The sequence below is a fragment of the Methylobacterium sp. BTF04 genome (assembly GCF_010692745.1).
In the GTDB taxonomy this organism is placed as follows: Bacteria; Pseudomonadota; Alphaproteobacteria; order Rhizobiales; family Beijerinckiaceae; genus Methylobacterium.
Genome location: NZ_JAAHTB010000023.1, coordinates 1 through 25,499, shown reverse-complemented (window position 1 = coordinate 25,499; position 25,499 = coordinate 1). Strand labels below are relative to the sequence as shown.

25 protein-coding genes and 1 pseudogene are annotated in these 25,499 nt (G+C 68.7%); 14 read left to right on the top strand and 12 right to left on the bottom strand.

Annotated elements, in window-relative coordinates:
* The gene (flgH, locus tag G3T14_RS14700) at positions 1-759 is read right to left on the bottom strand and encodes a flagellar basal body L-ring protein FlgH (RefSeq protein WP_163643288.1); all 759 of its coding nucleotides are present in this window, start codon (positions 757-759) and stop codon (positions 1-3) included.
* A 529-nt stretch (positions 760-1,288) separates the two neighbouring features.
* Here flgH and G3T14_RS14695 point away from each other — a divergent pair.
* A complete protein-coding gene (locus G3T14_RS14695; RefSeq protein ID WP_163643287.1) occupies positions 1,289-1,804 on the top strand; it encodes a hypothetical protein in 516 nt (171 codons plus the stop codon).
* Between the two features lie 34 nt (positions 1,805-1,838).
* On the opposite strand, the gene G3T14_RS14690 is transcribed toward G3T14_RS14695, so the two are convergent.
* Positions 1,839-2,159 (bottom strand): tautomerase family protein, encoded by a 321-nt coding sequence (locus G3T14_RS14690; RefSeq protein WP_246733353.1) that lies wholly within the window; start codon positions 2,157-2,159, stop codon positions 1,839-1,841.
* A gap of 71 nt (positions 2,160-2,230) precedes the next feature.
* Positions 2,231-2,500, bottom strand: coding sequence for a hypothetical protein (locus G3T14_RS14685; RefSeq protein WP_163643286.1), 270 nt, complete (start codon positions 2,498-2,500; stop codon positions 2,231-2,233).
* Between the two features lie 449 nt (positions 2,501-2,949).
* Here G3T14_RS14685 and G3T14_RS14680 point away from each other — a divergent pair, with 449 nt between their 5' ends.
* Positions 2,950-4,146: an alpha/beta hydrolase gene (locus G3T14_RS14680; protein WP_348645277.1), complete on the top strand. Its 1,197-nt coding sequence runs from the start codon at positions 2,950-2,952 to the stop codon at positions 4,144-4,146.
* A gap of 45 nt (positions 4,147-4,191) precedes the next feature.
* Here the strand turns inward: G3T14_RS14680 and G3T14_RS14675 are convergent, their stop codons facing one another.
* Together G3T14_RS14675 and G3T14_RS14670 are read right to left on the bottom strand one after the other, a co-directional pair.
* The gene (locus G3T14_RS14675; protein WP_163643284.1) at positions 4,192-5,277 is read right to left on the bottom strand and encodes a 2'-deoxycytidine 5'-triphosphate deaminase; all 1,086 of its coding nucleotides are present in this window, start codon (positions 5,275-5,277) and stop codon (positions 4,192-4,194) included.
* Between the two features lie 116 nt (positions 5,278-5,393).
* Complete coding sequence (locus G3T14_RS14670) at positions 5,394-5,828, bottom strand: hypothetical protein (protein ID WP_163643283.1); 435 nt, start codon at positions 5,826-5,828, stop codon at positions 5,394-5,396.
* Positions 5,829-5,975: 147 nt separating this feature from the next.
* Here G3T14_RS14670 and apaG point away from each other — a divergent pair, with 147 nt between their 5' ends.
* The 3 genes from apaG to speG are packed head-to-tail and all read left to right on the top strand — an operon-like array spanning position 5,976 to position 8,143.
* Positions 5,976-6,368, top strand: coding sequence for a Co2+/Mg2+ efflux protein ApaG (apaG, locus tag G3T14_RS14665; protein WP_163643282.1), 393 nt, complete (start codon positions 5,976-5,978; stop codon positions 6,366-6,368).
* Between the two features lie 21 nt (positions 6,369-6,389).
* Positions 6,390-7,562 carry an acetylornithine deacetylase gene (gene argE / locus G3T14_RS14660; RefSeq protein WP_163643281.1) on the top strand — a complete coding sequence of 391 codons (1,173 nt, stop codon included), beginning with the start codon at positions 6,390-6,392 and terminating at the stop codon, positions 7,560-7,562.
* Positions 7,559-8,143, top strand: coding sequence for a spermidine N1-acetyltransferase (speG, locus tag G3T14_RS14655; protein ID WP_163643280.1), 585 nt, complete (start codon positions 7,559-7,561; stop codon positions 8,141-8,143). The genes argE and speG overlap by 4 nt, the downstream gene beginning before the upstream one ends.
* A gap of 100 nt (positions 8,144-8,243) precedes the next feature.
* Here speG and G3T14_RS14650 read toward each other — a convergent pair whose 3' ends face one another.
* The 3 genes from G3T14_RS14650 to G3T14_RS14640 form a co-directional block, all read right to left on the bottom strand.
* Positions 8,244-9,254 (bottom strand): Hsp33 family molecular chaperone, encoded by a 1,011-nt coding sequence (locus G3T14_RS14650; protein WP_163643279.1) that lies wholly within the window; start codon positions 9,252-9,254, stop codon positions 8,244-8,246.
* 285 nt (positions 9,255-9,539) lie between these two features.
* On the bottom strand, positions 9,540-10,493 hold the full coding sequence (gene argF / locus G3T14_RS14645; protein ID WP_163643278.1) for an ornithine carbamoyltransferase: 954 nt from the start codon (positions 10,491-10,493) through the stop codon (positions 9,540-9,542).
* Positions 10,494-10,549: 56 nt separating this feature from the next.
* A complete protein-coding gene (locus tag G3T14_RS14640) occupies positions 10,550-11,743 on the bottom strand; it encodes an aspartate aminotransferase family protein (protein ID WP_163643277.1) in 1,194 nt (397 codons plus the stop codon).
* Positions 11,744-11,994: 251 nt separating this feature from the next.
* Between G3T14_RS14640 and G3T14_RS14635 the strand changes: the two genes are divergently transcribed.
* The 7 genes and pseudogenes from G3T14_RS14635 (at position 11,995) to G3T14_RS14605 (ending at position 18,537) form a co-directional block, all read left to right on the top strand.
* Positions 11,995-12,468 (top strand): RidA family protein, encoded by a 474-nt coding sequence (locus G3T14_RS14635; protein WP_163643276.1) that lies wholly within the window; start codon positions 11,995-11,997, stop codon positions 12,466-12,468.
* 160 nt (positions 12,469-12,628) lie between these two features.
* Entirely contained in the window at positions 12,629-13,792 is a 1,164-nt protein-coding gene (locus tag G3T14_RS14630) for a hypothetical protein (protein WP_163643275.1), read from the top strand.
* Entirely contained in the window at positions 13,789-14,547 is a 759-nt protein-coding gene (locus G3T14_RS14625; protein WP_163643274.1) for a glycerophosphodiester phosphodiesterase family protein, read from the top strand. Before G3T14_RS14630 ends, G3T14_RS14625 begins: the two co-directional genes overlap by 4 nt.
* Before the next feature lie 173 nt (positions 14,548-14,720).
* The gene (locus G3T14_RS14620) at positions 14,721-15,284 is read left to right on the top strand and encodes a DUF1993 domain-containing protein (protein ID WP_348645278.1); all 564 of its coding nucleotides are present in this window, start codon (positions 14,721-14,723) and stop codon (positions 15,282-15,284) included.
* A gap of 164 nt (positions 15,285-15,448) precedes the next feature.
* On the top strand, positions 15,449-16,741 hold the full coding sequence (locus G3T14_RS14615) for a GNAT family N-acetyltransferase (RefSeq protein ID WP_163643273.1): 1,293 nt from the start codon (positions 15,449-15,451) through the stop codon (positions 16,739-16,741).
* The gene (locus tag G3T14_RS14610; RefSeq protein WP_163643272.1) at positions 16,738-17,898 is read left to right on the top strand and encodes a M20 aminoacylase family protein; all 1,161 of its coding nucleotides are present in this window, start codon (positions 16,738-16,740) and stop codon (positions 17,896-17,898) included. The genes G3T14_RS14615 and G3T14_RS14610 overlap by 4 nt, the downstream gene beginning before the upstream one ends.
* Positions 17,899-18,024: 126 nt before the next feature.
* Positions 18,025-18,537, top strand: a pseudogene (locus G3T14_RS14605) (glutathione peroxidase).
* Here the strand turns inward: G3T14_RS14605 and G3T14_RS14600 are convergent.
* Positions 18,516-19,487 (bottom strand): cation diffusion facilitator family transporter, encoded by a 972-nt coding sequence (locus G3T14_RS14600; RefSeq protein WP_163643271.1) that lies wholly within the window; start codon positions 19,485-19,487, stop codon positions 18,516-18,518. The pseudogene G3T14_RS14605 and the gene G3T14_RS14600 sit on opposite strands and share 22 nt — an antisense overlap.
* Before the next feature lie 141 nt (positions 19,488-19,628).
* Here G3T14_RS14600 and G3T14_RS14595 point away from each other — a divergent pair, with 141 nt between their 5' ends.
* Complete coding sequence (locus G3T14_RS14595) at positions 19,629-20,105, top strand: HIT family protein (protein WP_163643270.1); 477 nt, start codon at positions 19,629-19,631, stop codon at positions 20,103-20,105.
* 6 nt (positions 20,106-20,111) lie between these two features.
* Here G3T14_RS14595 and G3T14_RS14590 read toward each other — a convergent pair whose 3' ends face one another.
* The 3 genes from G3T14_RS14590 to G3T14_RS14580 form a co-directional block, all read right to left on the bottom strand.
* A complete protein-coding gene (locus G3T14_RS14590) occupies positions 20,112-20,531 on the bottom strand; it encodes a PilZ domain-containing protein (protein WP_163643269.1) in 420 nt (139 codons plus the stop codon).
* 251 nt (positions 20,532-20,782) lie between these two features.
* Positions 20,783-21,013, bottom strand: a complete 231-nt coding sequence (locus tag G3T14_RS14585; protein ID WP_163643268.1) for a hypothetical protein — start codon at positions 21,011-21,013, stop codon at positions 20,783-20,785.
* Positions 21,014-21,080: 67 nt separating this feature from the next.
* The gene (locus G3T14_RS14580; RefSeq protein WP_246733351.1) at positions 21,081-23,156 is read right to left on the bottom strand and encodes an NAD(+) synthase; all 2,076 of its coding nucleotides are present in this window, start codon (positions 23,154-23,156) and stop codon (positions 21,081-21,083) included.
* A 176-nt stretch (positions 23,157-23,332) separates the two neighbouring features.
* Here G3T14_RS14580 and G3T14_RS14575 point away from each other — a divergent pair.
* Positions 23,333-25,499: DNA translocase FtsK (locus G3T14_RS14575; protein ID WP_281409814.1), on the top strand; the 2,167-nt coding region annotated here is incomplete at its 3' end.

The following is a 25,499-nucleotide window of genomic DNA, read 5'->3' as shown; positions in this document are numbered from 1 at the left end:
TCAGAACGGCAGCAGGATATCGAGCGCCTGCTGGCCGTAGCGGGGTTGCTGGACGTCGGTGATCTGGCCGCGTCCGCCATAGGCGATGCGGGCCTGCGCGATCTTGGCCGAATCGATCGTGTTGTCGGCGGCGATGTCTTCGGGCCGCACGACACCCGCCACGAGCAGTTCGCGCACTTCGAAATTGACCCGGATCTCCTGCTTGCCTTCGATGACGAGGCTGCCGTTGGGCAGCACCTGCGTGACGACGGCCGCCACGCTCGTCGTCACGGTCTCGTTGCGCTGGACCGAGCCGGCCCCATCGTTGGATGTGGTCGACGTGGCGCTGAGGAGTTTGTCGGGCGAGATGCCGGCGGCCGCCACCGCAGCCGCCTTTTCGAGACCGAAGGCATTGGGTAGGCCGGCATCCTCGGCATTCGCGCGCGTGCGCTTGGTCTCGTTGCTGATGTTGGCCTGGTCGGTCACCGCGACGTTCACCGTCAGGATGTCGCCGAGCCGGGCGGCGCGCTGGTCCTTGAAGAAGGCGCGCGAGCCCGTGCGCCACAGGGAATTGGGGGCGTAGGACACCGGCTGGATTTCGGGCATCGGCATTCGGACCGGCTTGTAGCCGGCCTGCGCGGTGGGATCCTCGATCGCCGACAAAGCCGGCGTCGCGCCGATCTGCCCGAGCCGGTCGAGGGTGTTGCAGCCGCCCAGGGCCGCGGCGAGGCTCACGAGCGTCAGCGCGACGCGATATGGGCGGCGATGGTGCGATCCCATGGGCGTCTCCGGCCTCGGGCCGACGGTTGTCGGTGGTCAGAGCGCGACGATGAGGTTTTATGGTTAAGGATTGCTGTGTCAGCAAATAATTCTAAGCAACAAACAGAAATGTTACGAAACATATCGGGATATATTTTGCATCGCCGGCCGATCGTAGAGACTTGGACTTCCTCTGCACATGCAACCCGACGGGCCTGCACAGCAACGTGCCGGTGTCCTTCCGTTTCGGTCCGGTCTACGCTGTTCCCGCATGCGACCCCGCACGATCCATCCGGCATCCGAGCCAAGCGCCGAACGCGGTCCGGTCGAACAGCCTTCATCCAGCCGCGAGAGTCCTCTTGCCTTTGCAAGAGTCCTCGCGGCCGTCCGAGAGCGTCTTTGCCAGCATCGTGTCGGCTCACGATCACGCGAAAACTGCATATCTCCTCTGCGGCGACCATGATGGATTGGGGGATATGCTTGCGTCGGCCGCAAGAACGCGCAACATATTGTGGATCGCCGGACCTGTCCGGTCTTTGCGGTTCGACGCATGGATGATTTCGAGGGGCTGCCCGTCCTCCCCGCTCGGCGCATGTCGGTGCGCTGGGGCGCGCGTTATCGCGTCGGGCCGCTGAGCCCGCTGTCCGATTCGTCCACGGCGAGTGTCGCCATCGGCATTCGCACGGGCGCTCTCATCGGACTTGCCGTGGTCGCGGCTCTGTCAGTTCCGTTCTTCCTCGTGCTCGGTGCCAAGGCGCCGTCCCGCCATGTCAGCACCACTCCGCCATCCGCAAGAACCGCCAAGGTGTGGGCGGAAGAGCCCGTGGTGGTGGCGCCGCCGAGCGCGACATTCGTCGCGGCGGCCGATGAGGTGCGGCAAGTCCCGGTCGCGCCGAACCCTGAGCCGGCCCGTGCTGCAAAGGCGTCCGAAACCCGGCCGCCGCTCGGCTTGGAGCTGATCCCCGTCCTGGACGACGAGAGCGGCGATCTCTCCTTCGAAGAGGCGCCCCCGGCCGTGAAGCCGCCGGCTCGCCCTCTGCGCGGTACGGCTGGCCCCAGACCCTGATCCGGCGGCAGGCCGCGGTCGATTCGGGCGAGGCTTAGAGGGGATTATAGCCGGGCTTCTTAAAGAGGGTCGCGGCCTTGGCGACGATGTCCGGCTTGTAGACCGCGTCGACCCAATCGGTCGGCGCGACGTCCTCGATGGCGACGGAGACCGCGTCCGCGCTGCTCCCGGCGGACGCCATGATCGCCATGGTGACGGCGTCGGCAATCACGGCCTTCTGCTCTGCAGATTTTCCGGCATACAGTTTCACGATGACATGCGGCATGGTGTGAAGGGTCCCCAGAGCGCCCTCGGCCGGCGAACCACCGGGTGCGCGGCCTCCCGAGAGGATCGTGAACCGGCGCGCGCTATCCAAGCTCAGTCTTCTCTGCCGCCCGACGAGCCCGGGGGCAATCGGCGATGAGCCAAGCTCATCGCCGATTGGTGTTAGCGGTCGCGACGGTCGCGCACGGTGTTCCGGTCATCGCGGCGCTCGGTCCGCTCGTCGCGGCGGTCGGGATCCACGCCGAGGACACCGCCGACGGTGCCGGTCGCAGCGCCCACCGCGCCGCCGACGATGCCGCCCACCGGTCCGGCGGCACGGTTGCCCTCGTCGACACCGCGTTCCGCGCCGCGCACGGTACCCTGGGCGTGCGCTGTGGCCGTCAGGCCGATGGTGGAAAGAAGGAGGGTGGTCGCGAGAAAGACGGGCTTCATGGCAGGTCCTCAGTATCGTCTGGACAGGGCCCCGCTCGCACCGGGCGAGCCGAGGGGTGTGCCCCCTCAACGGTCGAGGGCCGGAAAGGTCGCAATCACGACGTGATCGAGGCCGTCTCGTGCCGGCTACGGCTGCGCTCGGACGAAGTCGTCGGTCGCCGCATTCCCTCACCGAACTGTGCCGATTCCGAAGCTCTCGCTACCTGTGCGGACCAGTCGCAGGCGGGCCGAACCTCTGATCCCACACCGCAACCGCAATCGCCTCCTAAAGCGTGCAGGCGATCTTAAGGAATGGTTCACCGATATCCCATCTCGCTTCGGGACCGGAGAGGTACAGGGCGGTCATGCGGGTTCGGACGGGATTTCGGCGGACGGGACGCGGTTCCGCGGCGCTCACCGCGCTCCTCGCGGTTCTGAGCTTGCCGGCTTGTGCGGGCCGACCCACCGGGGTGCTGCTCCCGATTGCCGACGCCACGCCGGCTCCCGGGACCTCGCGGGTCGAGATGCTGGTGGCGACCACCCGCAAGAGCGCGCTGAACCCCGGCGAATTGTTCTCGGGCGAACGCGGCAACGAGGTCTCCTACACCGATCTCGCGATTTCCATTCCACCCGACGCGATCCGCCAAGCCGGTACGGTGCAATGGCCCAAATCCCTGCCCGGCAATCCGGCGACCGACTTCGTCGCCCTGCGGGCGGCTCCGCTCGAGCGAGGTCAGGTCGCGGCCTGGGTCGGCCGCGGTCCGAAATCCGCACGCAAGCGCCACGTGCTCGTCTTCGTGCATGGCTTCAACAATCGCTTCGAGGATGCCGTCTTCCGCTTTGCCCAGGTGGTGCACGATGCCGGGGCGGACGTGGTGCCGGTGCTGTTCACCTGGCCCTCGCGCGGCAGCGTGCTCGCCTATGGGTACGACCGGGAGAGCACCAATTTCTCGCGGAACGGCCTGGAGACGGTGCTGCGCGACCTCGCCAAGGATCCGAATGTCGGCGAGATCACGGTGCTCGCCCATTCCATGGGCAATTGGCTGACACTGGAATCCCTGCGCCAGATGGCGATCCGGGACCGCCGGGTCGCGCCGAAGATCCGCAACGTCATCCTGGCCGCGCCCGATGTCGACATGGATCTCGCCCGCGTCGCGTTTCACGACATGGGCAAGGATCGGCCGCGCCTGACGTTGATGGTCTCGGGCGACGATCAGGCGCTCGCCGTCTCCCGGCTGGTCTGGGGTGACAGCGTGCGGCTCGGCGCCATCGACCCCGGCACGGAGCCGTATCGATCCGAACTGGAGCGAGAGAATATCGGCGTCCTGAACCTGACCGCCGTGAAAAGCGACGACGCGCTCAACCACGGCAAGTTCGCGTCGAGCGAAGTGGTGGCGCTCCTGGGAAAGCGCCTGGCCGACGGACAGGTGATCTCCGACAGCCATATCGGTTTCGGCGACCGCATCGTTCAGACCGCCGCAGGCGCGGCCTCGACGGTGGCGACCGGGGCGGCTCTGGCGGTGAGCGCGCCGGTGGCGCTCATCGACCCGCAGACGCGCGAGACCTACGGCGAACACCTTCGGAACGTCGGCCGCGGTGTCGGCGATGCGATGTCGTCCACCGCCGACCTCGCCACCGCGCCGGCGCGCGCCGTAATGGGGCAGTAGGCGGCCGATCCGGCTGCGCGCTGGAGAAGGCCCCGGCGCGGTGGCTCAGGCGAAGTGCTTCGACAGCTTCAGCCCTTGCGCCTGATAGTTCGAGCCCGCGCCCGCGCCGTAGAGGGTGGCGGGAACCTCGGCCATCCGCTCGTAGACGAGGCGGCCGACGATCTGGCCGTCTTCCAGCAGGAACGGTACGTCCCGCGAGCGCACCTCCAGCACGGCGCGCGCGCCCGATCCGCCGGCTGCGGCAAAGCCGAAGCCCGGATCGAAGAACCCGGCGTAATGCACCCGGAACTCGCCGACCAGAGGATCGAACGGCACCATCTCGGCGGCGAAGTCGGGGGGGACCTGCACCGATTCCTTCGAGGCCAGGATGTAGAACTGGCCCGGATCGAGAATCAGCGCGCCCGAGCCGTCGGCCGGGAGCGGTTCCCAGAAGTCGGCGGCCTTGTGCGCGCCCGGTGCATCGACGTCGACGAGGCCGGTGTGGCGCTTGGCCCGGTAGCCGATCAGCCCGTTGAAGCCGGACAGATCGATGGAGACGGCGATGCCGCCCTGGAACGACGGGTTGGGGGCATCGACGAGGGGGGTCGCCGCATGGAGGGCGGCCAGTTCCCCGTCGCCGAGGCGCGGCTCGCCCCGGCGGAAGCGAATCTGCGACAGGCGCGAGCCGGTGCGTACTTTCACCGGAAAGGTGCGCGGCGAAATCTCGGCGTAGAGCTTGCCGTGATAGCCGGCCTCCACCTGATCGAAGGCCGCCCCCCGGTCGGTGATGACGCGGGTGAACACGTCGATGCGGCCCGTCGAGCTTTTCGGGTTGGCGCTCGCGGAGAGATCCGGCGGCAGCGCCAGGGATTCCTGCAATTCGGCGATGTAGACGCAGCCGGTCTCCAGCACCGCGCCCTTGGTCAGGTCCATTTCGTGCAGCACGAAGGCCGCGATGCAGGCGGCCACGCTGCGGGCGCCCGGGAGGAAGCTGGTGCGCACGCGAAACACCCGGGCGCCGAGGCGCAGGTCCAGGCTCGCCGGCTGAATCTGGTCGGAGGCATACGGCGAGTCGGCCGAGATCGCGCCGGTGGTGGTGAGCAGGGTGATGCCCTGTGCGGCCAGGATGCCGGAACCCGGAACGTCATGCATTGCGTACGGTATCCGTGTCGCTCGGCCCGCGCACGGGCACCTTTGGCCCCCCTCCACGATGGATAGGAGATGGCGGTCTCGCGCGCGAGTATCCGCGTCAGGCGCCTAAAGCCGGGTTAAGCTTCCGGCTCGTCCGGTGTCGCCAGCACGATCCGCACCAAGGCGAGCCGTGCGATCGCCCCCATGGCGATCAGGCCGGCGAGTGCGCTCGCCAGGAGCGCGAACCCGGCCGGCCAGAGGAAAAGCGCCACCCCGAACAGGGCTGCGCCCAGGCCCAGTCCGGGCCGCATCGCGAAAACCACCGAGGGCGGCCCACCGAGGCGCGGCGCCGGGCGGCCGCGCCGGGCGGCCCGGGCGCCGGCGGCGCGGGCCACCCCGTCGAGGACGAGGGCGAGCGCCAGAGCCGCCGCCGCCCAGGCGTTGCGCTCGGGTGCCGCCCAGACGAAGCCTGTCGCCAGTCCGGCGATCGCCACCGGTCCGAGGAGGGCGCGGACCGAGCCCCAGCGGACGGGAGACGCGGCGGGGATTCGCGAAACGGTCTCGTCGACCACGATGGCTGGAACCTCGGCTTGGCGCGGGTACCCCCCGCATTCGTCACGATTGACGCGGTTTTCGCCGGGCCGTACCACGGCGCCCTGAGCTTGTCGCGATCGTGAGGTCGCGTCCGGGTCAGCCCGGCCACGGAGGCGTTGAAGGCGATGTACAAAGCTCAGACGCGCGGCATCAGCGTGACCGTGCAACCCCGCTTCGTCGAGGAGGAATCCTCCCCCGCCGAGAGCCGCTACTTCTTCGCCTACACCGTCGAGATCGTGAACAACGGCTCCGAGCAGGTGCAGCTGCGTTCGCGCCACTGGCGGATCGTCGACGGGCGCGGTGCGACCCAGGAGGTGCGCGGGGCCGGCGTCGTCGGCAAGCAGCCGGTGCTGGAGCCCGGCGAATCGTTCAGCTACACGAGCGGCTGCCCGCTCACCACGCCGGACGGACTGATGGCCGGCAGCTACACCATGGCGACCGATACCGGCGAGAGCTTCGAGGCCGAGATCCCCGCCTTCTCCCTCGATTCGCCCCATGTCCGCCGCAGCGTTCATTAGACCCATGGTCGATTGAAGCTCATGTCCACCGCCGGCCCGCGCGCGACGACCCTCGACCTGCTGGCGCGGCTCGTGGCCTTCGACACCGAGAGTTCGAAGCCGAACCTCGCCCTCATCGATTACGTCTGCGGCTACCTCGATGCGCTCGGGGTGGCGCATGTCCGCATCCCGAACGCGACGGGCGACAAGGCGGCGGTCTTCGCCACCATCGGTCCGCAGATCGACGGCGGCATCGTCCTGTCGGGCCATACCGACGTGGTGCCGGTGACGGGGCAGGCCTGGACCACCGACCCGTTCACCCTGCGGATCGCGGATGGGCGCGCTTATGGACGCGGCGCCGTGGACATGAAGGGGTTCTGCGCCCTGGCGCTCGCCGCCGTGCCGGATTTCCTGGCCGCCGACCTCGCGCGCCCGATCCACATCCTCCTGTCCTATGACGAGGAGACCACCTGCCTCGGGGTGGCCGACACCATCGCGCGGTTCGGCACCGACCTGCCGCGCCCGGCCGCCGTGATCGTCGGCGAGCCCACCGACCTCGAAGTGGCCGACGCGCACAAGAGCATCGTCACCTACTTCACCACCGTGCACGGGCACGAGGCGCATTCGGCCAAGCCGATGCTGGGGGCCAATGCGGTGATGGCGGCGGCCGACCTCGTGTCGGAACTCAACCGCATCGCCGACGCGATGATCGCGCGCGGAGACGCTTCGGGGCGCTTCGACCCCCCCGCCACCACGGTGCATGTGGGCACGATTTCCGGCGGCACCGCCCGCAACATCCTGCCCAAGGTCTGCACCTTCCACTGGGAATTCCGCGGCCTGCCCGACCTCGACATGGCCGAGATTCCGGCCTTGTTCGCGGCCAAGGTCGCGACGACCCTCACCGACCGGCTCAACCGCTACGGCGATTACGGGCGCATCGAGACCGTCGAGGAAGTGGCGGTCCCCGGCCTCGCGCCGGAGCCGGGCTCGGAGGCCGAGCGGCTGGCGCTGCGGGTGGCCGGGCGCAACCACACCATCTCGGTTCCGTATGCCACCGAGGCCGGACGCTTCCAGGCGGCGGGCATCCCCACCGTGGTCTGCGGCCCCGGCTCCATCGACCAGGCCCACCAACCGGACGAGTACATCACGCTCGCCGCGCTCGAAGCCGGTGAAGCCTTCATGGCCCGTCTCATCGCCGCGTGCGTCGCCTCATGAGAACCGTCACCGCCCGCACCATCGCCGCCGACGGCCCGGTCAAGCTCCGGCCGCTCGAGCGCGAAGACCTGATGTTCGTGCATCAGCTCAACAACAACGACAGCATCATGCGCTACTGGTTCGAGGAGGCCTACGAGTCCTTCGCCGAACTGGCACAGCTCTACGAGCGCAACATCCACAACCAGACCGAGCGGCGCTTCATCATCGCCAATTCGGACGGCGAGCCCGCCGGCCTGGTGGAGCTCGTGGAGATCAACCACCTGCATCGCCGCTGCGAGTTCCAGATCGCGATCCATCCGGCCTTCCAGGGCCAGGGCTACGCTCCGCGCGCCACCCGCATCGCCATGGATTACGCCTTCAGCGTGCTCAACATCCACAAGCTCTACCTGCATGTGGACAAGGACAACGCCCGGGCCGTGCGCATCTACGAGCGCTGCGGTTTCCAGCCCGAGGGTATCCTCAAGGACGAGTTCTTCGTGAACGGCAAATATCGCGACGCGGTGCGGATGTGCCTGTTCCAGCCGGCCTATCTCGCCCGGCGCGGCAGCGGCGAGATCGCGGAGCCGGTACTGAAGGCGTGAGGCGTCCGGCCCTTTGTCCTCCTTGGGATGGGGTGCTGCCCCTCTCCCGGTCACTGCGCGACCATCCTCCCCCGCAGAGGGGGGAGGGTTACTCCGAGGCTCAGCCCTGCGCTGTCACCTGCGTCTCCACCGCCGCCGGGTCGAGGTCGTAACGGCGCGAGCAGAACTCGCAGGTGATGCCGATGCGGCCGTCATCGGCGACCATGTCCCTGCGCTCCTGGGGCGAGAACGAGACGATCATCGCCATCACCCGCTCGGGCGAACAGCGGCATTGCTCGCGCACCGCCTGGGCCTCGAACACCCGCACCCCGCGCTCGTGGAACAGGCGGTAGAGCAGGCGCTCGGAGGAGACCGCCGGATCCACGAGTTCGTGGTCCTCGATGGTGGAGACGAGACTGCGCGCCTCGACCCAGGCATCGTCCTCGGCCACGCCCTGCGCGTCGAAATGGGCGTGGCCCTCGGGGATGTCGCCGGGCGGCAGGTCGGCGAGCCGCGCCCGATCGATGGATTGCGGCAGGAACTGCACCAGGAGGCCGCCGGCCCGGTAGGTGGTGCTGCCGTTCGCGAATTCCTCCGCCACCGCGAGGCGGACCTGCGTCGGAATCTGCTCGGACTGGCGGAAATACTGGTGGGCCGCCTCCTCCAGGCTCTGTCCCTCCAGCGCGACCACGCCCTGGTAGCGGCTGCTCTGCGGCCCCTGGTCGATGGTCATGGCGAGGTGCCCCTGCCCGATCAGGTCGTGGCTCTTCAGAGGCGTGCTTCCCAGCGCCTGGACGCGATCCGCGTCGAAGCGCGCCGTGGCGCGCAATCGGTCGGGGGCCTCGAAATCGACGACGATCATCTCCACCGGGCCGTCGGTCTTGGTCTGGAGCTGGAACCGGCCCTCGAACTTCAACGACGAGCCGAGCAGCACCGTGAGCGCCGCCGCCTCCCCGAGCAGCCGCGCCACCGGGTCCGGGTAGCCGTGTCGGCGCAGGATGGTGTCCACGGACGGGCCGAGGCGCACCACCCGGCCGCGCACGTCGAGGGCTTCCACGGCGAAGGGCAGCACCACATCGTCGTCGCCGTCGATGGCGGAAATCTGCGAAGGCGTGTCGTGTCCAGCGGTCATGGCGTCTCCGATACCCTCCAGGTCAGTCCGAGGTCGCGCAGCAGAACCCGCAATCCGGAACCACGCCTCGCGCTGCAGCCGTCGCGACCTGTGTTCCTGGATGCTGGGCTCGCCTTCGGACCCCCGGACCAACGGGGTTGATATGTCTTTCATCGCGGTGCGTTCGACGATCGTCCCGACGTGTCGGCCTGAGTTCAACGCCGTGGGGATGAACTCACGCCTCTGGACGACCGCCCGACCGGCTTCCGCCCATATAGGACGTGGAGGCCGCGCACGCGACCGGGGCTAAAGCCCGTTCGCCCCGAGGCACCACGCCAGAATCCCCTTCTGCGCATGCAGGCGGTTCTCGGCCTCGTCGAAGATCACCGATTGCGGGCCGTCGATGACGTCGGCGGTGACTTCCTCGCCGCGATGGGCCGGCAGGCAGTGCATGAAGATCGCGTCCTTGTCCGCCGCCGCCATCAGCTTGGCATCGACCCGATAGGGCGAGAGCAGATTGTGGCGGTGGGTGTCGTCCTCGTCGCCCATGGAGACCCAGCAATCGGTCACCACCGCATCGGCACCATCCACCGCCTCGTAAGGGTCGGTGGTGACGTTGATGGTGGCGCCCTGGTCCTTGGCCCAGGCGAGCAGGGCCGGCGGTGTCGCCAATTCCGGCGGCGCGGCGATGTTCAGAGTGAAGTCGAACCGCGCGGCGGCGTGCGCCCACGACGCCAGCACGTTGTTGGCATCCCCCGACCAGGCGATGGTGCGGCCCTTGATCGGCCCGCGGTGCTCCTCGAACGTCAGCACGTCCGCCATGATCTGGCACGGGTGCGAGACCTTGGTGAGCGCATTGATCACCGGCACCTCGGCATAATGCGCGAGTTCCAGCATCAGATCGTGGTCGAGGATGCGGATCATCACCGCGTCGACATAGCGCGACAGCACGCGGGCGGTGTCGGCCACGGTCTCGCCGCGGCCAAGCTGCATCTCGCTGCCGGTGAGCATCAGGGTCTCGCCCCCGAGTTCGCGCATGGCCACGTCGAACGAGACCCGGGTGCGGGTGGACGGCCGGTCGAACACCATCGCCAGGGTCTTGCCGACGAGCGGACGCTCGGCCGCGCGTTCGCCCTTGCGGCGGTGGGCCTTGATCGCGGCGGCGGCGTCGAGAACCGTCCGCAACTGCTCGGGCGAAAAGTCCTTCAGGTCGAGGAAATGGCGGGTTCCGTGTCCGGTCCCGTTCTGCGTCGCGGTCATGGATCCGTTCTTCGTCTGACGGTTCGTTTTGGAGGCGGTCGTGTCGGGGCCGGCCATCACGCCGCCGCCCCGCTCGCGTGGGTCTCGAGGCTGGCCGCCGTCTGGTCGAGGCGTGCGGCGGCCTCGGCCACGTCCGCCGCGGTGACGATGAGGGGTGGCAGCAGCCGGACCACGTTGTCGCCGGCCGGGATCACGAGCAGATGCGCTTCGCGTGCCGCGGCCGCGAAGCTGGTGTTGGGCACGGCGAGCTTCAGGCCGAGCATCAGCCCATCGCCGCGAATCTCGGTGATGATGCCGGGGTGGCGGTCCATCACGGCGGCGAGGCGCTGCTTCAGCAGCAGGCCCATCTGCGCCACGTGGTCGAGGAAGCCGTCGGCCAGCACCACGTCGAGCACGGCGTTGCCCACCGCCATGGCGAGCGGGTTGCCGCCGAAGGTGGTGCCGTGGGTGCCGGCGGTCATGCCGCGGGCGGCCTCGGCGGTGGCGAGGCAGACGCCCAGCGGAAAGCCGCCACCGATGCCCTTGGCCACGCTCATGATGTCGGGCGTCACGCCCGACCATTCATGCGCGAAGAACTTGCCCGTGCGCCCGACGCCGGTCTGGACCTCGTCCATGATCAGGAGCAGGCCGTGCGCGTCACAGAGCGCACGCAGGCGGTGCAGGTCCTGGTGTGGGATCACCCGCACGCCGCCCTCGCCCTGGATCGGCTCGATCATCAGCGCCGCGGTCTCGGGGCCGATAGCGGCCTCGAGAGCGGGAAAGTCGCCGGTCGGGACCTGGTCGAATCCGTCCACCTTCGGGCCGAAGCCCTCGATGTACTTCTGCTGGCCGCCGGCCGCGATGGTCGCCAGCGTGCGTCCGTGGAACGCGCCCTCGAAGGTGATGATCCGGAAACGCTCCGGGTGCCCGGCCACCGCATGGTATTTCCGCGCCATCTTGATCGCGGCCTCGTTGGCCTCGGCCCCCGAATTGGCGAAGAAGGCCACGTCCGCGAAGGTCGCGTCGACGAGGCGCCGGCCCAGCCGCTCGCCGTCGGGAATCTCGAACAGGTTCGAGGTGTGCCAGAGTTTCTGCGCCTGGGTCGTCAGGGCTTCCACCAGGTGCGGGTGGGCGTGACCCAGCGCATTCACCGCGATGCCGGCCCCGAAATCGAGGTATCGCTCGCCGCCGCGCGCTACGAGCCATGCGCCCTCACCGCGCTCGAAGGCGATGGGAGCCCGGGCATAGTTCGGCAGAAGGGCGGATGTCACGATCCCGACTCCGTGTCTCGACGGGCACGCGAGACCGCGACCGTACCAAATGAAAGTGCCGCCTCGGAGGGGGCGGCACGGGCGCGATTACTAGAGAAAAGCCCAATTCTGTCAATGACAGGACAGGTTCACATCCCTGACATGCCTTCAGATTAGGCTGTTTTCCGGGACCGCTGGACAATGCCTTGCGCCCCGCGCGCGGAAGTGCTCAGAGCCGCGGCATCGCCGATTGCATTTGACAGGATCTACCGATGAGCACGGTCAAGGAACGCCTCGAAGCCCTGGGCCTCACCCTGCCGAAGGCGGCCGCTCCTGTCGCGAACTACGTGCCGTTCGTGCGCACCGGCAACTTGGTGGTGATCTCGGGCCAGATCTGCTTCGGCCTCGATGGCAAGCTGGCCGATGCCCACAAGGGCAAACTCGGTGCCGACGTCTCGGTGGAGGACGGGATCGCCGCCGCGCGTCTCTGCGCCCTCAACGTGCTGGCGCAGATGCAGGCAGCGGTGGGCGATCTCGACCACGGCGTCGTGCAATGCGTGCGGCTCGGCGGCTTCATCAATGCGGTGCCGAGCTTCGCCGGCCTCGCCGGCATCATGAACGGCGCCTCCGACTTCATGGTCGAGATCCTCGGCGACAAGGGCCGCCACGCCCGCTCCACCGTCGGCGTCGCCGAACTGCCCCTCGACGCGGCGGTCGAGGTCGAGGCGATGTTCGAGGTCAAGTAGCGCGCGCCGCGTCCGCTGCCGATTCGGGAGCCGGTTCCGTCGCGACGGAACCGGCTGTTTTGTTTGCGATGGCGGTGTTTTCCGCATCCGCGCCGGGTCCGCCTTCCCTAAAAACCCTGTAGCCTTGCCCGAGGCGCGACAGACGTCACCGGGAGGATGCATGCGCGGAACCGTTCTCGTCGGACTTCTGGTCCTGGGCATCCCGATTCTCGCTCACGCCGCCGGCGACGACCCGAAGCCGCCCGGTATCTCCAGCGAGATCCCGCGCTTCCAGGTCGATCCATCCTGGCCGAAACCGCTGCCCAACGACTGGATCATGGGCCAGGCCTCCGGCGTGGCCGTGGATGCGCAGGACCACGTCTGGGTTCTGCAGCGGCCGCGTACCCTCACCGACGACGAGAAGGCGGCGAGCCTCGACCCGCCGCGCACCAAATGCTGCCGGCCGGCGCCCCCTGTGCTCGAATTCGCCCAGGACGGGACGCTGCTGCGGAGCTGGGGCGGGGCTGGCGACGGCTACGACTGGCCCGAGAACGAGCACGGCATCCAGATCGATCCGCAGGGCTTCGTCTGGATCGCCGGCAACGGTCCCAATGACGGCCAGCTCCTGAAATTCACCGCCGACGGCCGCTTCGTCCTGCAGATCGGCAAGTCCGGGGCGCAGACGAATTCGAGCGATCTCACCCGCCTCGGACGCCCCGCCAATGTCGACTTCGATGCAGAGGCCCGCGAGGTCTACGTCGCCGACGGCTATTACAACCACCGCATCATCGTCTTCGACATGCAGACCGGTGCCTACAAGCGCCATTGGGGCGCCTATGGCGAGCCGCCCACCGACGAAAAGCTGCCGCCCTACGACCCGGCCGCCGCACCGGCGCGTCAGTTCTCGAACCCGGTCCATTGCGTGAAGATCGCCCGCGACGGGCTGGTCTATGTCTGCGACCGCGCCAACGATCGCATCCAGGTGTTCCACAAGGACGGCCGCTTCGTGAAGGAGTTCCTCGTCGAGGCGGCCACCCGCGCCAACGGCTCGGTCTGGGAACTCGCCCTCTGGCCCGACGCGGCGCAGACCTACCTCCTCAACGCCGACGGCGCCAACAACGAGGTGCGCACGCTCCTGCGCGAGACCGGACAAACGGTGGGCGCCTTCGGCCGCAACGGCCGCATGGCCGGGGATTTCCACTGGGTCCACAACCTCGCGGTCGATTCCCACGGCAGCGTCTTCACCACCGAGGTCGATACCGGAAAGCGGGCGCAGAAGTTTCTGTTGCGGGGCGACATGGTGCTGCGCAAGCGTGCCCCCAGCGACGGCACCGCCCCCCGATGACCGGCACCGCGACCACGCCCCCCTGGCTCACCGCCCGGCCGATCGCCCATCGCGGCCTGCACGACCGGACGGTCGGCGTGCCCGAGAATACGATGGCGGCGGCGGAGGCCGCGATCCGGGCCGGCTACGCCATCGAATGCGACGTCCAGATCAGCGCCGATGGCGAGGCGATGGTGTTTCACGACGAGGCGCTCGGGCGCCTGACCGCGGCGGAGGCCAAGGTCTCCGCGCTGTCGGCCGCCGCTCTGTCCGGGCTCGCGGTCGCCGGCACGCAGGAGCGGATTCCGACCCTGCCGGCGTTCCTCGCGACGATCGCCGGGCGCACGCCGCTGATCGTCGAGATCAAATCGCGCTTTTCCGGCGACCTCGCCCTGACCCGGCGCGTCGCCGCGATCGTCTCCGCCTATGACGGCCCGGTGGCGCTGAAATCCTTCGATCCGGGCCTCGTCGCCGCCCTGCACGACCTCGCCCCCGGAACGCCGCGCGGCCTCGTCGGGGAGACCCGCCAGGACGACCCGAGCTACGCGCTGATGACCGAAACCCAGCGCCGCTCGCTTTCCAACCTGCTCCATCTCTCCGAGAGCCGGCCGGACTTTCTGTCCTGGCGGGTGGACGACCTGCAATCGGCCCCGCCCTACCTGTGCCGCCTGCTCGGGCGGATGCCGGTGATGACCTGGACGGTGCGCACACCCGACCAGCGGGCGCTGGCGCAGGCGCAGGCCGACCAGATGGTGTTCGAGGGGTTTTTGCCCTGAGGACGTGTCTCGGCACCGCTGGCGGCTGTCCTGCTTTCGGATCGCAGGCACCGCAGTCGATGAGGGACGGTTTTCAGGTCCTGACCGTCATTCGTAGGGAGTGAGCTGCCCGGCGATCAGCCTGAAATGCGTTCGACCCCGGTCAGGTGTGGGCCCGATGAGGAGCCTTGATTGTGCTGACAAATTTTCTCGTCCCAGCGTATTCCCAGATGCTCATAGCCATGTCGGGATGGCTCCAAAAAGCGCAGGAGCAGTTGCCTCTCGACGAGTGCGAAGCGCTGATGTCGGCGCGACTGGCTCCCGACATGTTTCCGCTGTCGTCCCAAATTCGTTTTGCCTGTCTGCAGGTGCAGGAAGCGACGTTTCGCCTCCGGTGTGAGCCGTTGCCGGCCGGCCTGGACGATCTGGCGAAGGAGGGATTCCAGGGTGGTGACCAGCCGGGTTCGATGGCGGATGCACGCGCCCGCATCGACGAGGCGCTTTCTCGGCTGCGTGGTCTCGCGCCGGAAGCCCTCGATGCCGGCGGCCAGATGGCGATTCCGCTCGCACTTCCGAACGGTATGGTCTTCGACATGACCGGCGAACAATATGCGCGCGACTGGGCGCAGGCTCAGTTCTATTTTCCCCTCGTTACCGCCTGTGCGATCTTGCGCAGCCATCATGTCGTGCTTGGTAAGGCGGATTACGTTCCGCACATGTTCGCCTATCTCCGGCCCGGCACCCTGCCGCAGAGCTGATCTCGGACTAGGCGACGACGAAGTCCGCTCCGCGCCGGCTCTTGATCTGAGCTGGCGCGCAGCGATCCGAGGGCAGGCCCGCCGACCACCGCGAACCCAACTGCGACGGTGTCGGCCGTCGTGCCGTGCTTGCCCCCCTGCCCTCGGGAGCTAGATTGAGCGTCATGGATACATCCGGCCAAACACCCGGCGCTCCGGCCGAGATCGTGACGGAACTGCAGGTGCGGGCGGTCGCGGGGCTCGGCCAGATTTCGGCGGCCGATTGGGATGCCTGCGCCACCTCGCCCGAGACCCTGTCGGGGGGCGACGAGACCTACAACCCGTTCACCTCCTACGCCTTCCTGTCGGCGATGGAGGATTCCGGTTGCGTCTCGCGCAAGACCGGCTGGCTGCCGCTGCACGTGGCGGTGGAGCGCGAGGGCCGCCTCGTCGGGGTGGCGCCGTGCTACCTGAAATCGCACAGCCAGGGCGAGTACGTCTTCGACCATGGCTGGGCCGACGCCTACGAACGCGCCGGGGGCAGCTACTATCCCAAGCTCCAGGTCAGCGTGCCGTTCACCCCCGTCACCGGCCCGCGCTTCCTGATCGCGCCGGGGCAGGACGTGAACGCGGCGGCCTCCGCCCTCGTCGCCGGGCTGAGAGCCCTGCGCGCCGAGACCAAGGCGTCCTCGGTCCACGTCACCTTCATGCAGGAGCGTGAGTGGGATCAGGCCGGAGCCCTGGGCTTCCTCCAGCGGGTCGACCAGCAATTCCACTGGGACAATGCCGGCTACGCGACCTTCGAAGACTTTCTCGGGGCGCTGGCCTCGCGCAAGCGCAAGGTCATCCGGCGCGAGCGCCGCGACGCTCTCGCCAACGGCATCACCATCGAGCATCTCACCGGCGCCGACCTGACGGCCGCCCATTGGGATGCGTTCTACGAATTCTATTCGGATACCGGCGCGCGCAAATGGGGCCGGCCCTACCTCAACCGCAAGTTCTTCGGGCTCATCGGCGAGCGCATGCCCGAGCGCATCCTGCTGGTGATGGCGCGGCGCGAGGGCCGCATCATCGCCGGCGCGATCAACTTCATCGGCGACGTCGCACTCTACGGCCGCAACTGGGGCTGTACCGAGGACCACCCGTTCCTGCATTTCGAGGTCTGCTACTATCAGGCCATCGATTTCGCGATCGCGCGCGGGCTCAAGCGGGTCGAGGCCGGGGCGCAGGGCGAGCACAAGCTGGCGCGCGGTTACCGGCCGGTGCTGATGCACTCGGCCCACGATATCGCCGATCCGGCCCTGCGCCGGGCGGTGGCCGATTATCTCGAGCGCGAACGCAGCCACGTGGTCGAGGCCGCCGAAGTCCTCGGCACCCTGACGCCGTTCCGGCGCGAGGCCGAGGTTTCCGGAGAGAACGCGGCACCCGACTTGCCTGCCCTCGATCGCCCCGAGCCCACATCCGAGGATCCCGCGTGAATCCGATCGACCACATCAAGACCTATGCCGACGAACTCGTGACCCTGCGGCGCGACTTCCATGCCCATCCCGAACTCGGCTTCGAAGAGGTGCGCACCTCCGGCATCGTCGCCGAGCAGCTCGAGCGCTACGGCATCACCACCCACCGGGGCATCGGCGGCACCGGCGTGGTCGGCATCCTGGAGGGGCGCTCCGGTGGCGGCCGGCGCATCGGCTTGCGCGCCGACATGGATGCGCTCCCGATCGAGGAGGAGACCAACCTTCCCTACCGCTCGACGAGTCCCGGCAAGATGCACGCCTGCGGCCACGACGGCCACACCACCATGCTGCTGGGCGCCGCCCGCTACCTCGCCGAGACCCGCGACTTCGACGGCACGGCGGTCTTCGTCTTCCAGCCGGCCGAGGAAGGCCGCGGCGGCGCCCGCGCGATGATCGCCGACGGGCTCTTCGAAAGATTTCCCTGCGACGAGATCTTCGCGATCCACAACCAGCCCAACGGTCCGCACGGGCAGATCAAGCTGCGCCCCGGCCCGGCCATGGCGGCGGCCGACTTCTTCGACATCCGCGTCATCGGTCGCGGTGCGCACGCGGCCCAGCCGCACCAGGGCATCGACCCGATCATCGTCGCCACCGCCCTGGTCCAGGCGATGCAGTCCATCGTCTCCCGCAACGCCGATCCGTTGAAGAGCGCGGTCCTCTCCGTGACGCAGATCCACGCGGGCGCCGCCTACAACGTCATTCCGGAGAGCGCCCACATCACCGGCACGGTGCGGACCTTCGACGCCGATCTGCGCATTCTGATCTCGGCCCGCATCCGTGAATTGGCGGCCGGGTTCGCGGCCGCCTACGGCGCCACCATCGACGTCGATATCCGCGACGTGTTCTCGGTGCTGACGAACAGCCCCGAGCATGCGGCGGCCGCGGCCGAGATCGGTCGTGAACTGTTCGGTCCCGAGCAGGTCGACGCCGAGTCCAGGCCCCGGATGGGCAGCGAGGATTTCGCCGACATGGTCGCCCGCGTGCCGGGTGCCTATGCGTGGATCGGCTCGACCCCCGGCCCCGGCCTGCACAATGCCAGCTTCGATTTCGACGACACCATCCTGCCCCTGGGCGCCGCCTTCCTCGCTCGCCTCGTCGAACGGCGCAGCGCCGCCTGACCCATCGGCTGCGACAGCACAGAATCCTCGTCCAGACGGGGATCGAGGGCTGTCGCGCCGCACAACCAGCGGTTATGTTCGGGCGGATGGGATGGGTCTCTGCCAGCCGGAGCGAGCCGCCGCGCAATGACAGTTTTGTACGACCTCACGCCCTTGGCTGCCGATGGCGTGCCCTATCCGCTGGCGCACCATCGCGGGCGGGTCGTGCTCGTCGTCAACACGGCCTCACAGTGCGGATTCACGCCCCAATATGCGGGCCTCGAGACATTGTGGCGCACGCATCGCGATGCGGGCTTCGTGGTGCTCGGCTTTCCCTGCAATCAGTTCGGCGCGCAGGAGCCGGGCGATGTCGATGACGTCGCCCGGTTCTGCAGCCAGACCTACGACGTGACGTTTCCGATTCTCGCCAAGGTCGCCGTCAACGGGGCCGGTGCCGATCCGGTCTTCGTCCATCTCAAGCGGGAAAAGCCCGGCTTGCTCGGTACGCAGGCGATCAAGTAGAATTTCACGAAGTTCCTCGTCGGCCGCGACGGACGGGTGATCGCGCGCTATCCGCCCCAGACGAAGCCGGCGGATCTGGAGGCCGCGATCGCCGCCGCGCTGGCGAAGCCTGATCCTCAGGCGCCCGCGCCCGAATAGGCCGCCGCCGCTGCGATCGCCCGCGCCTGCACCTCGATGAACACCCGTGTCACGTCGGGGCTGCGGGCCTTGAGCTTACCCTCCAGGCGCCCGACCATCGCCTCGATGGCACCGGCGCTCAGGGTGTCGTCCATGTCGAGGCTGATGTTCACGAGGATGTCGGACGGGCCCATATGCTGGGTCAGGACGGCGTTGACGTGGTGCACGCCGGGCTCGGTCCGCACCACCTCGCGGATCGCGGCGACCAGGTCCGGGTCGGCCGCCTCGCCGATGAGCAGGCCGTGGGTCTCGATCATCAGGAAAGCCGCCATCCCGATCAGGATCGCCCCGATGGCAATGGAGGACCAGCCGTCGAGGTCGGGCCTGTCGAGGACATGCCCCAGGATCACCCCCGCAAGCGCCACCACGAGGCCCATCAGGGCGGCGACGTCCTCGATCAGCACCGTGAACAGGGCCGGATCCTTGCTGCGGCGGATCGCGGTGATCGGAGGACGGCTGCCCTTCTCGGCCCAGAACGATCTGAGCGCCACGGCGCAAGAGGTGCCCTCCGCCAGCACCGCGAAGCCGAGGATTCCGACATTGATCCAGAGGCCGGGGATCACGTGGCCGAAGAGGTGCGCGTCCGACACCGGCTCGGGATAATGCAGCTTGTGGATGCCCTCGTAGACCGCGAAGGCGCCGCCGCCGAGGAAGATGAACAGCGCGACGATGAAGGCGTAGAAGTAGATCTCCCGGCCGTAGCCGAACGGATGCTTGGCATCCGCCGGGCGCTGCGCCCGCTTCATGCCCACCAGCAGCAGGATCTGGTTGGTGGTGTCCACCATCGAGTGGACACCCTCCGCGAGCATGGCCGACGAGCCGGTGAAGAAGGCGCCGACGAACTTCGCGACCGCGATGGCGAGGTTGGCCCCGGCCGCGGTGTAGATGGCGCGCGTGCTGTCATGGGCCATGCGGTGGGCTGTCTCTCTGGCGGGGGGATCGCGTGTCGCGCCGGCAACGCACGGCGCGCGCCGTGGTTCGCGCCCGGTGGACGCCAGCCTGCCGCCTGTGCATCGTGCGCGCCGATCGAACCCCGACCGGAGCCGGCCGCAATGTCTTCAGCCCAAGATTCCTCAGCTCAAGATTCCCCAGCCCAAAATTCGCCGATCTACGAGCCCGACAACGTCTTCGCCAAGATCCTGCGCGGGGAGATTCCGGCCCAGACCGTCTACGAGGATGAACACACCCTGGCCTTCATGGACGTGATGCCCCAGGGCGACGGGCATACGCTGGTGATCCCCAAGGCCCCGGCACGGGGACTGCTCGATGCCGATCCGGCCTCGCTCGCGGCGGTGATGGCCACGGTGCAGCGCGTGGCGGGCGCGGTGAAGACGGCATTCGCCGCCGACGGTCTGACGGTGTTCCAGTACAACGAGCCGGCGGGCGGGCAGACGGTGTTCCATCTCCACGTCCACATCCTGCCGCGTTTCGACGGCGTGGCGCTGCAGCGACACACGGGCGGGATGGCCGATCAGAGCGTGCTCAAGGACCATGCTGCGCGCATTCGCGCGGCGCTGGATGCCGGCTGATCCGGTTCAGGCGGGGCTGGCCGAACCGCCGCCCGCCGGCAGGCTGGTGAGGAGCCGGCGCAGCGCCGCATTCTCGGCTTCGAGTTCGCTGACCCGGCGCATCAGTATCAGCATCGCGGCGGAATCGTCGGGGGTGGCCTGTAGCGCGGCGGCGACCGGGATGGGCACTGGTGCCGCCTCGTCGACGAAGGTGATCCCGACGGCGTCGTCCCGGCGCCAGATCAGGGCCGAGCGATAGGTCTTATCCTTCTGCGGGATGTAGAGGTCGAACGCATCGGGCAGCGTGGACGTCTCGGTCAACGCAAGGCGCGCACCGGCCCCGGACAGGTCGCGCACGAGGCAATCCATGCTCGACGCGCCCTTGTTGAAGAGGATCCGGCCCTTGAGGAACGTCCTCTGCCGCGTTTCTTTGCGATTTTCCGACATGCGGTCGGTCTCCGGCTCCGCCCTCAAGCGCTGATGCGGAGAGTTGCACGCCGCCCGTTAAGGAATGATCGCCGGAACAACGGATTCGTGAGCGGCCGCGTCGATGGACGTGGCGCTTTCCGGTTTCGAGCGGTCTAGAGGTCTCGCCATCGACAGCATCGCACCGGATACGATTCCGGTACGAACGGGTCGGTTCTCGTTTTCGCCGCGGCTTCTGCCGGCAACCGGACGCGACGCCTCGGGTCGAGGCCCTAGCCGAGGAACGCCTTGTCCATGGTCTGGAACAGGTAGAACCCATTGAAGCGCACGGCGGTCTCGGCCGCCCGGTCGTCGAATTCGAGCGGCGCGCTGCCCATGCCGTCGAGTTTGTACCCGAATGCCCAGGCTCCGCCGCCGACGAAGTGGGGGACGATCCGGCTCTCCGGTACGGCGCAGCACAGGCCCGCAATGGTTCTCAAGCAGAAGACGTTGTAATTCTGCATCGGTCAAGCTCCGATTCGCCCCGCTCACCATACGGCCTAGCCGGGCAATCGGACAGCACTGTGTTCCTCATGTCTCCGGAACGTTGCGGGCCAGTTCGTCGAGCCAAATGCGGGCATTGCCGTCGGACGGCGCGCGCCAATCGCCGCGCGGGGACAGGGCGCCCCCCGACGAGACTTTCGGGCCGTTGGGCAAGGCCGAGCGCTTGAACTGGCTGAACCCGAAGAAGCGCTTCAGGAATACTGTGAGCCAGGCTCGGATCTCGGGAAGCGCATAGGCCCGGCGTTCCTCCTCCGGGAAATCGGCCGGCCAATCTCCGGTCTCCGCATCGCCCCAGGCCCGAAGCGCCAGGAAGGCGATCTTGGAGGGCGGAAAGCCGTGCCGCAGCGTGTAGTACAGGGTGAAATCCTGCAGCGCGTAGGGGCCGATGACGGCCTGCGTGCTCTGCGGGGTCGCGCCGGCTTCAACCGGCACCAGTTCGGGCGAGATTTCGGTGCCCAGGATGGCGTCGAGCGTGACCCCCACCTCCGGCGTGAACTGACGTGAGCCGATCACCCAACGGATCAGGTGCTGGATCAGGGTCTTGGGCACCCCGGCATTGACGCCGTAATGGCTCATCTGGTCGCCGACCCCGTAGGTGCACCAGCCGAGCGCCAGTTCCGACAGGTCGCCGGTGCCGATGACGATGGCGCCGTTCTGGTTGGCGAGCCGGAACAGGTAGTCGGTACGCAGCCCCGCCTGCACGTTCTCGAAGGTGACGTCGTAGACCGGCTCGCCCCGTCCGAACGGGTGGCCCATCTCATTCAGCATCAGGCTGGCGGTATCGCGAATGTCGATCTCGCGGGCGGTGGTGCCGAGCGCGTCCATCAGCGCATGGGCGTTGGCCTTGGTGCCGTCCGAGGTGGCAAAGCCCGGGAGCGTGTAGGCCAGGATGTTTTCGCGCGGGAGACCGAGCCGGTCGAAGGCTTTCGCGACGACGATCAACGCGTGGGTCGAATCGAGGCCACCCGAGACGCCGATGACCGCTTTTCTCGTCCCCGTGGCCTCCAGCCGCTGGGCGAGCCCCGCGACCTGGATGTTGTAGGCTTCGTAGCAATCCTGCGCGAGGCGGGCCGGGTCGGCCGGCACGAACGGAAACCGCTCGACCCGGCGCATCAGGCCGAGATCGGCGGAGGGCGGATCGAGTCGGAAACCGATCCGCCGGTAGGCGAGGGTCCGCCCCCGCGCATTGTCGTCGAAGCTGCCGGCCTGGAGCCGCTCCTGGGCCAGCATGCCGAGATCGATGTCGGCCAGCGTGAGCACCGGCTCGGAGGAAAAGCGCGCCCCCTCGGCCAGCCTGACGCCGTTCTCGTCGATGCTGGTCTGCCCGTCCCAGGACAGGTCGGTGGTGGATTCGCCCAGCCCCGCCGCGGCGTAGACGTAGGCGCACAGGCACCGCATCGAGGCGGCGCGCGACAGCAGCGCGCGCGAATCCGCCCGGCCCACCGTGATCGGGCTGCCCGAGAGGTTGGCCAGGATGGTGGCGCCGGCCAGCGCCGCATCGGTGCCGGGGGAGGCGGGCACCCACAGGTCCTCGCAGACCTCGACGCCGAGGACGAAGCCGGCCACGTCGTCGGCCGTGAACAGCAGGTCGGTGCCGAACGGCGCCGTGAGACCGGCCACACGGATCGTCTCGCCGGTGATGCCCGCGCCGGAAGCGAAGTGGCGCTTCTCGTAGAATTCCCGGTAGTTCGGCAGGTAGCTTTTCGGGATCACGCCCAGCAGCGTGCCGCGGTGGATGGCGAGCGCGCAATTGTAGAGCCGGTGGCCGAACCGGAGCGGCGCGCCGACCACCAGGACCGGCATCAGGTCGGTGGAGGCCGCCACGATCCGCGCGAGCGCCGTCTCCACGGCGTCGAGCACGGTCGCCTGCAGCAGCAGGTCCTCGATGGCGTAGGCCGAGACGCCGAGTTCGGGAAACACCGCGAGGCCCGCCCCCGCCACATGTGCGCGTGCGGAGAGATCCAGGATCTCGCCGGCATTGCGGTCCGGGTCGGCCGGGTGACTGCGCGTGGTGCAGGCGGCGACGCGGGCAAAGCCGTGGGCGTAGAGCGAATGGAAGCGTCCGGCGGGGTCGGCGGGTGGGACCAAAGGAGAACGGGCCAAGGGGGAGGGGACTCCGGCGGGGTCGATGGCGGCCACCCTACCCCGGTCCGGCTCTTCCCTCCACCTGTGCACTGCGAAACGACCGCGCAAGCGTCTGTTAACGACGATGGCCGTAACTCAGGCGTGAACCGCGCCTCTCCTGGCTGCGGACCAGTTTCGAGTACATCCGGCCAATCATGCGCGCATCGGGACGGCTCCCCTACTCCCATCGTGATCCTTCTCGTCCCGTCCGTGGCGGCGACCGCCTCGGCCTGTCGATCGGCGCCCTCGCGCACCGGTTGATGAACCTGCGGGCCACCCTCACCCGCCGTCTCGCCGGACCGCCGCAGCGGCCGGACTACACCGTGGCGGCGACCCGCCCGGCCCCGACCTGGCTCACCCCGCCACAGACCCTGGTCGGCCGGAACCCCGACTATCGGCTCGCGCCGGTGGTGCAGGGCTGGCCCGACCACGTCTTCGACGACCGTGCGACCCTCGATATGATCCCGATGCGGCCCGTGGCCCTGGGCCATTCGCGCGACGATCTGGACCTCGACGCCGATGCCGCCGGTCCGCGCGTCCTCCTGCGCACCCCGCGACGGCCGGCGGCGATCATGCCCGAAGGCGACGCGCCCCGTCCCATCCCGAACCCGATGCGGGACGCCCCGGCCCCCGCCGTGCGCTACACCCGCACTCCGGACCCGGTTCTGCACGAGCGGCGCCAACGCGCGCTCGATGCCGAGCGTGCGGTCCAGGCCGAGGCCCAGGCCCTCGTCGACGCCCAGGCACTGGCACGCGCCGAGGCCGAGCGCTCCGCCAGCGCCGCCGCTGAGGCCGAGATCGCCCGTCAGGCCGCGTTGGACGCTGCGGCCGCCGAAGCCGCTGCGGCCCTTCCGCCCGAGCCGCTGTGGCGCCGGCCCTACGTGCCGCCGCCCGGCGTCCGCTTCTTCCGGAGCCCCGACCGCCGGCAAGCCCCCCTGCCCGCCGCCCCGCCGGCGACCCTCACGGTGGCGGCCGTCCCGGTAACCTCCGAGGCGATCCCGGACGACCGCGACTGGTCGGACGTGCCGGATTGGTCGGAAGTCCATGCGTGGTTCGATGGCCGCGACGCCGCCGCCCTCGACGCCTGGTCGGCGATCCATGCCGAATCGACCGACGCCCGCGAGGCCACTGCCGTCATGGCCGTGCCGAGCGCGGCTGCGCCGGACTGGGTCGCCACCGATGACGGCTTTTCCACCGTGCCGGTCGACATCTCGCTGCTGCGCGCGCTGCCCACCACTCCGGTCTACCTCCTCGAGCGCCTGATGCAGTTCGACCGCGCCGGTGCGCCGGCGCCCGCCGATGGCCAGGACAATACGGTGCGGTTCGCCGCTCCGGCCGAAATCCTGCTGCTGCCGGCGCCTGAAGCGCCCCAACCCGACGCGGCCCGCTTCCAGCCCCGTTCGCCCGCCTTGAGCGCCATGGCGGCGCGGGCCGCCATCCGGATGGCCCGGCCCGTAGCCCCCTCCCCTGCCGTTGAGGCGACGGCCATCGCACCGGCCTTCGTCCCCACGGCGATCGCGGCGCGGACCGTCCTGCTGCGCAACCCGAAAAGCGTAGCCGCCCCCGAGGAGGCCGTGGTCGAGGCCGTCCCCGTTCCCGAGCCCGAGACGGTGGCGCAGGACATCGCGGCGCAGGACATCGCGGCCCCGGACATTTCGGTTCCGGATATGCCGGCTGCCGTGATTGCCCTCGCCGCCCCGGCCTACACCGTGCCGCGCGCCATCCTGCCCGAACGCCCGACCCTCATCGCCGCCGGCCGGCATCTCTCCCTATCGCTCATCGAGAACGCGGATTACGAGCACCCCTCCCTCGAACTCCTGGCCGAGCCGCCCGCCACCGGCACCGAGGAGGTCGATGCCGACGTGCTCGAACAGAACGCGCTCAATCTCCAGCAGACGGTGCAGGATTTCGGCGTGCGCGGCGACATCCTCGCGGTGCGCCCAGGACCTGTGGTGACGCTCTACGAACTCGAGCCGGCACCCGGTACCAAGTCGAGCCGCGTGATCTCGCTGTCGGACGACATCGCGCGCTCGATGTCGGCGGTCTCGGCCCGCGTCGCCGTTGTGCCCGGTCGCAACGTCATCGGCATCGAACTGCCCAACGAGACCCGCGAGACCGTGTACTTGCGCGAACTCCTCGCCTCGGCCGATTTCGGCATGAGCAAGCACAAGCTCGCTTTGTGCCTCGGCAAGAACATCGGCGGTGAGCCGATCATCGCGGATCTCGCGAAGATGCCCCACCTGCTGGTGGCGGGCACCACCGGCTCGGGCAAGTCGGTGGCGATCAACACCATGATCCTGTCGCTGCTCTACCGGATGAAGC

Excerpts from the sequence above, each read along its gene's own strand:
- G3T14_RS14615 (WP_163643273.1), top strand. The coding sequence starts at position 15,449 with ATGGATACATCCGGCCAAACACCCGGCGCTCCGGCCGAGATCGTGACG.
- G3T14_RS14585 (WP_163643268.1), bottom strand. The coding sequence starts at position 21,013 with ATGCAGAATTACAACGTCTTCTGCTTGAGAACCATTGCGGGCCTGTGC.
- G3T14_RS14635 (WP_163643276.1), top strand. The coding sequence starts at position 11,995 with ATGAGCACGGTCAAGGAACGCCTCGAAGCCCTGGGCCTCACCCTGCCG.
- G3T14_RS14600 (WP_163643271.1), bottom strand. The coding sequence starts at position 19,487 with ATGGCCCATGACAGCACGCGCGCCATCTACACCGCGGCCGGGGCCAAC.
- speG (WP_163643280.1), top strand. The coding sequence starts at position 7,559 with ATGAGAACCGTCACCGCCCGCACCATCGCCGCCGACGGCCCGGTCAAG.
- G3T14_RS14650 (WP_163643279.1), bottom strand. The coding sequence starts at position 9,254 with ATGACCGCTGGACACGACACGCCTTCGCAGATTTCCGCCATCGACGGC.
- G3T14_RS14630 (WP_163643275.1), top strand. The coding sequence starts at position 12,629 with ATGCGCGGAACCGTTCTCGTCGGACTTCTGGTCCTGGGCATCCCGATT.
- G3T14_RS14685 (WP_163643286.1), bottom strand. The coding sequence starts at position 2,500 with ATGAAGCCCGTCTTTCTCGCGACCACCCTCCTTCTTTCCACCATCGGC.
- apaG (WP_163643282.1), top strand. The coding sequence starts at position 5,976 with ATGTACAAAGCTCAGACGCGCGGCATCAGCGTGACCGTGCAACCCCGC.
- flgH (WP_163643288.1), bottom strand. The coding sequence starts at position 759 with ATGGGATCGCACCATCGCCGCCCATATCGCGTCGCGCTGACGCTCGTG.
- G3T14_RS14625 (WP_163643274.1), top strand. The coding sequence starts at position 13,789 with ATGACCGGCACCGCGACCACGCCCCCCTGGCTCACCGCCCGGCCGATC.
- G3T14_RS14590 (WP_163643269.1), bottom strand. The coding sequence starts at position 20,531 with ATGTCGGAAAATCGCAAAGAAACGCGGCAGAGGACGTTCCTCAAGGGC.
- G3T14_RS14695 (WP_163643287.1), top strand. The coding sequence starts at position 1,289 with ATGGATGATTTCGAGGGGCTGCCCGTCCTCCCCGCTCGGCGCATGTCG.
- G3T14_RS14595 (WP_163643270.1), top strand. The coding sequence starts at position 19,629 with ATGTCTTCAGCCCAAGATTCCTCAGCTCAAGATTCCCCAGCCCAAAAT.
- argE (WP_163643281.1), top strand. The coding sequence starts at position 6,390 with ATGTCCACCGCCGGCCCGCGCGCGACGACCCTCGACCTGCTGGCGCGG.
- argF (WP_163643278.1), bottom strand. The coding sequence starts at position 10,493 with ATGACCGCGACGCAGAACGGGACCGGACACGGAACCCGCCATTTCCTC.
- G3T14_RS14675 (WP_163643284.1), bottom strand. The coding sequence starts at position 5,277 with ATGCATGACGTTCCGGGTTCCGGCATCCTGGCCGCACAGGGCATCACC.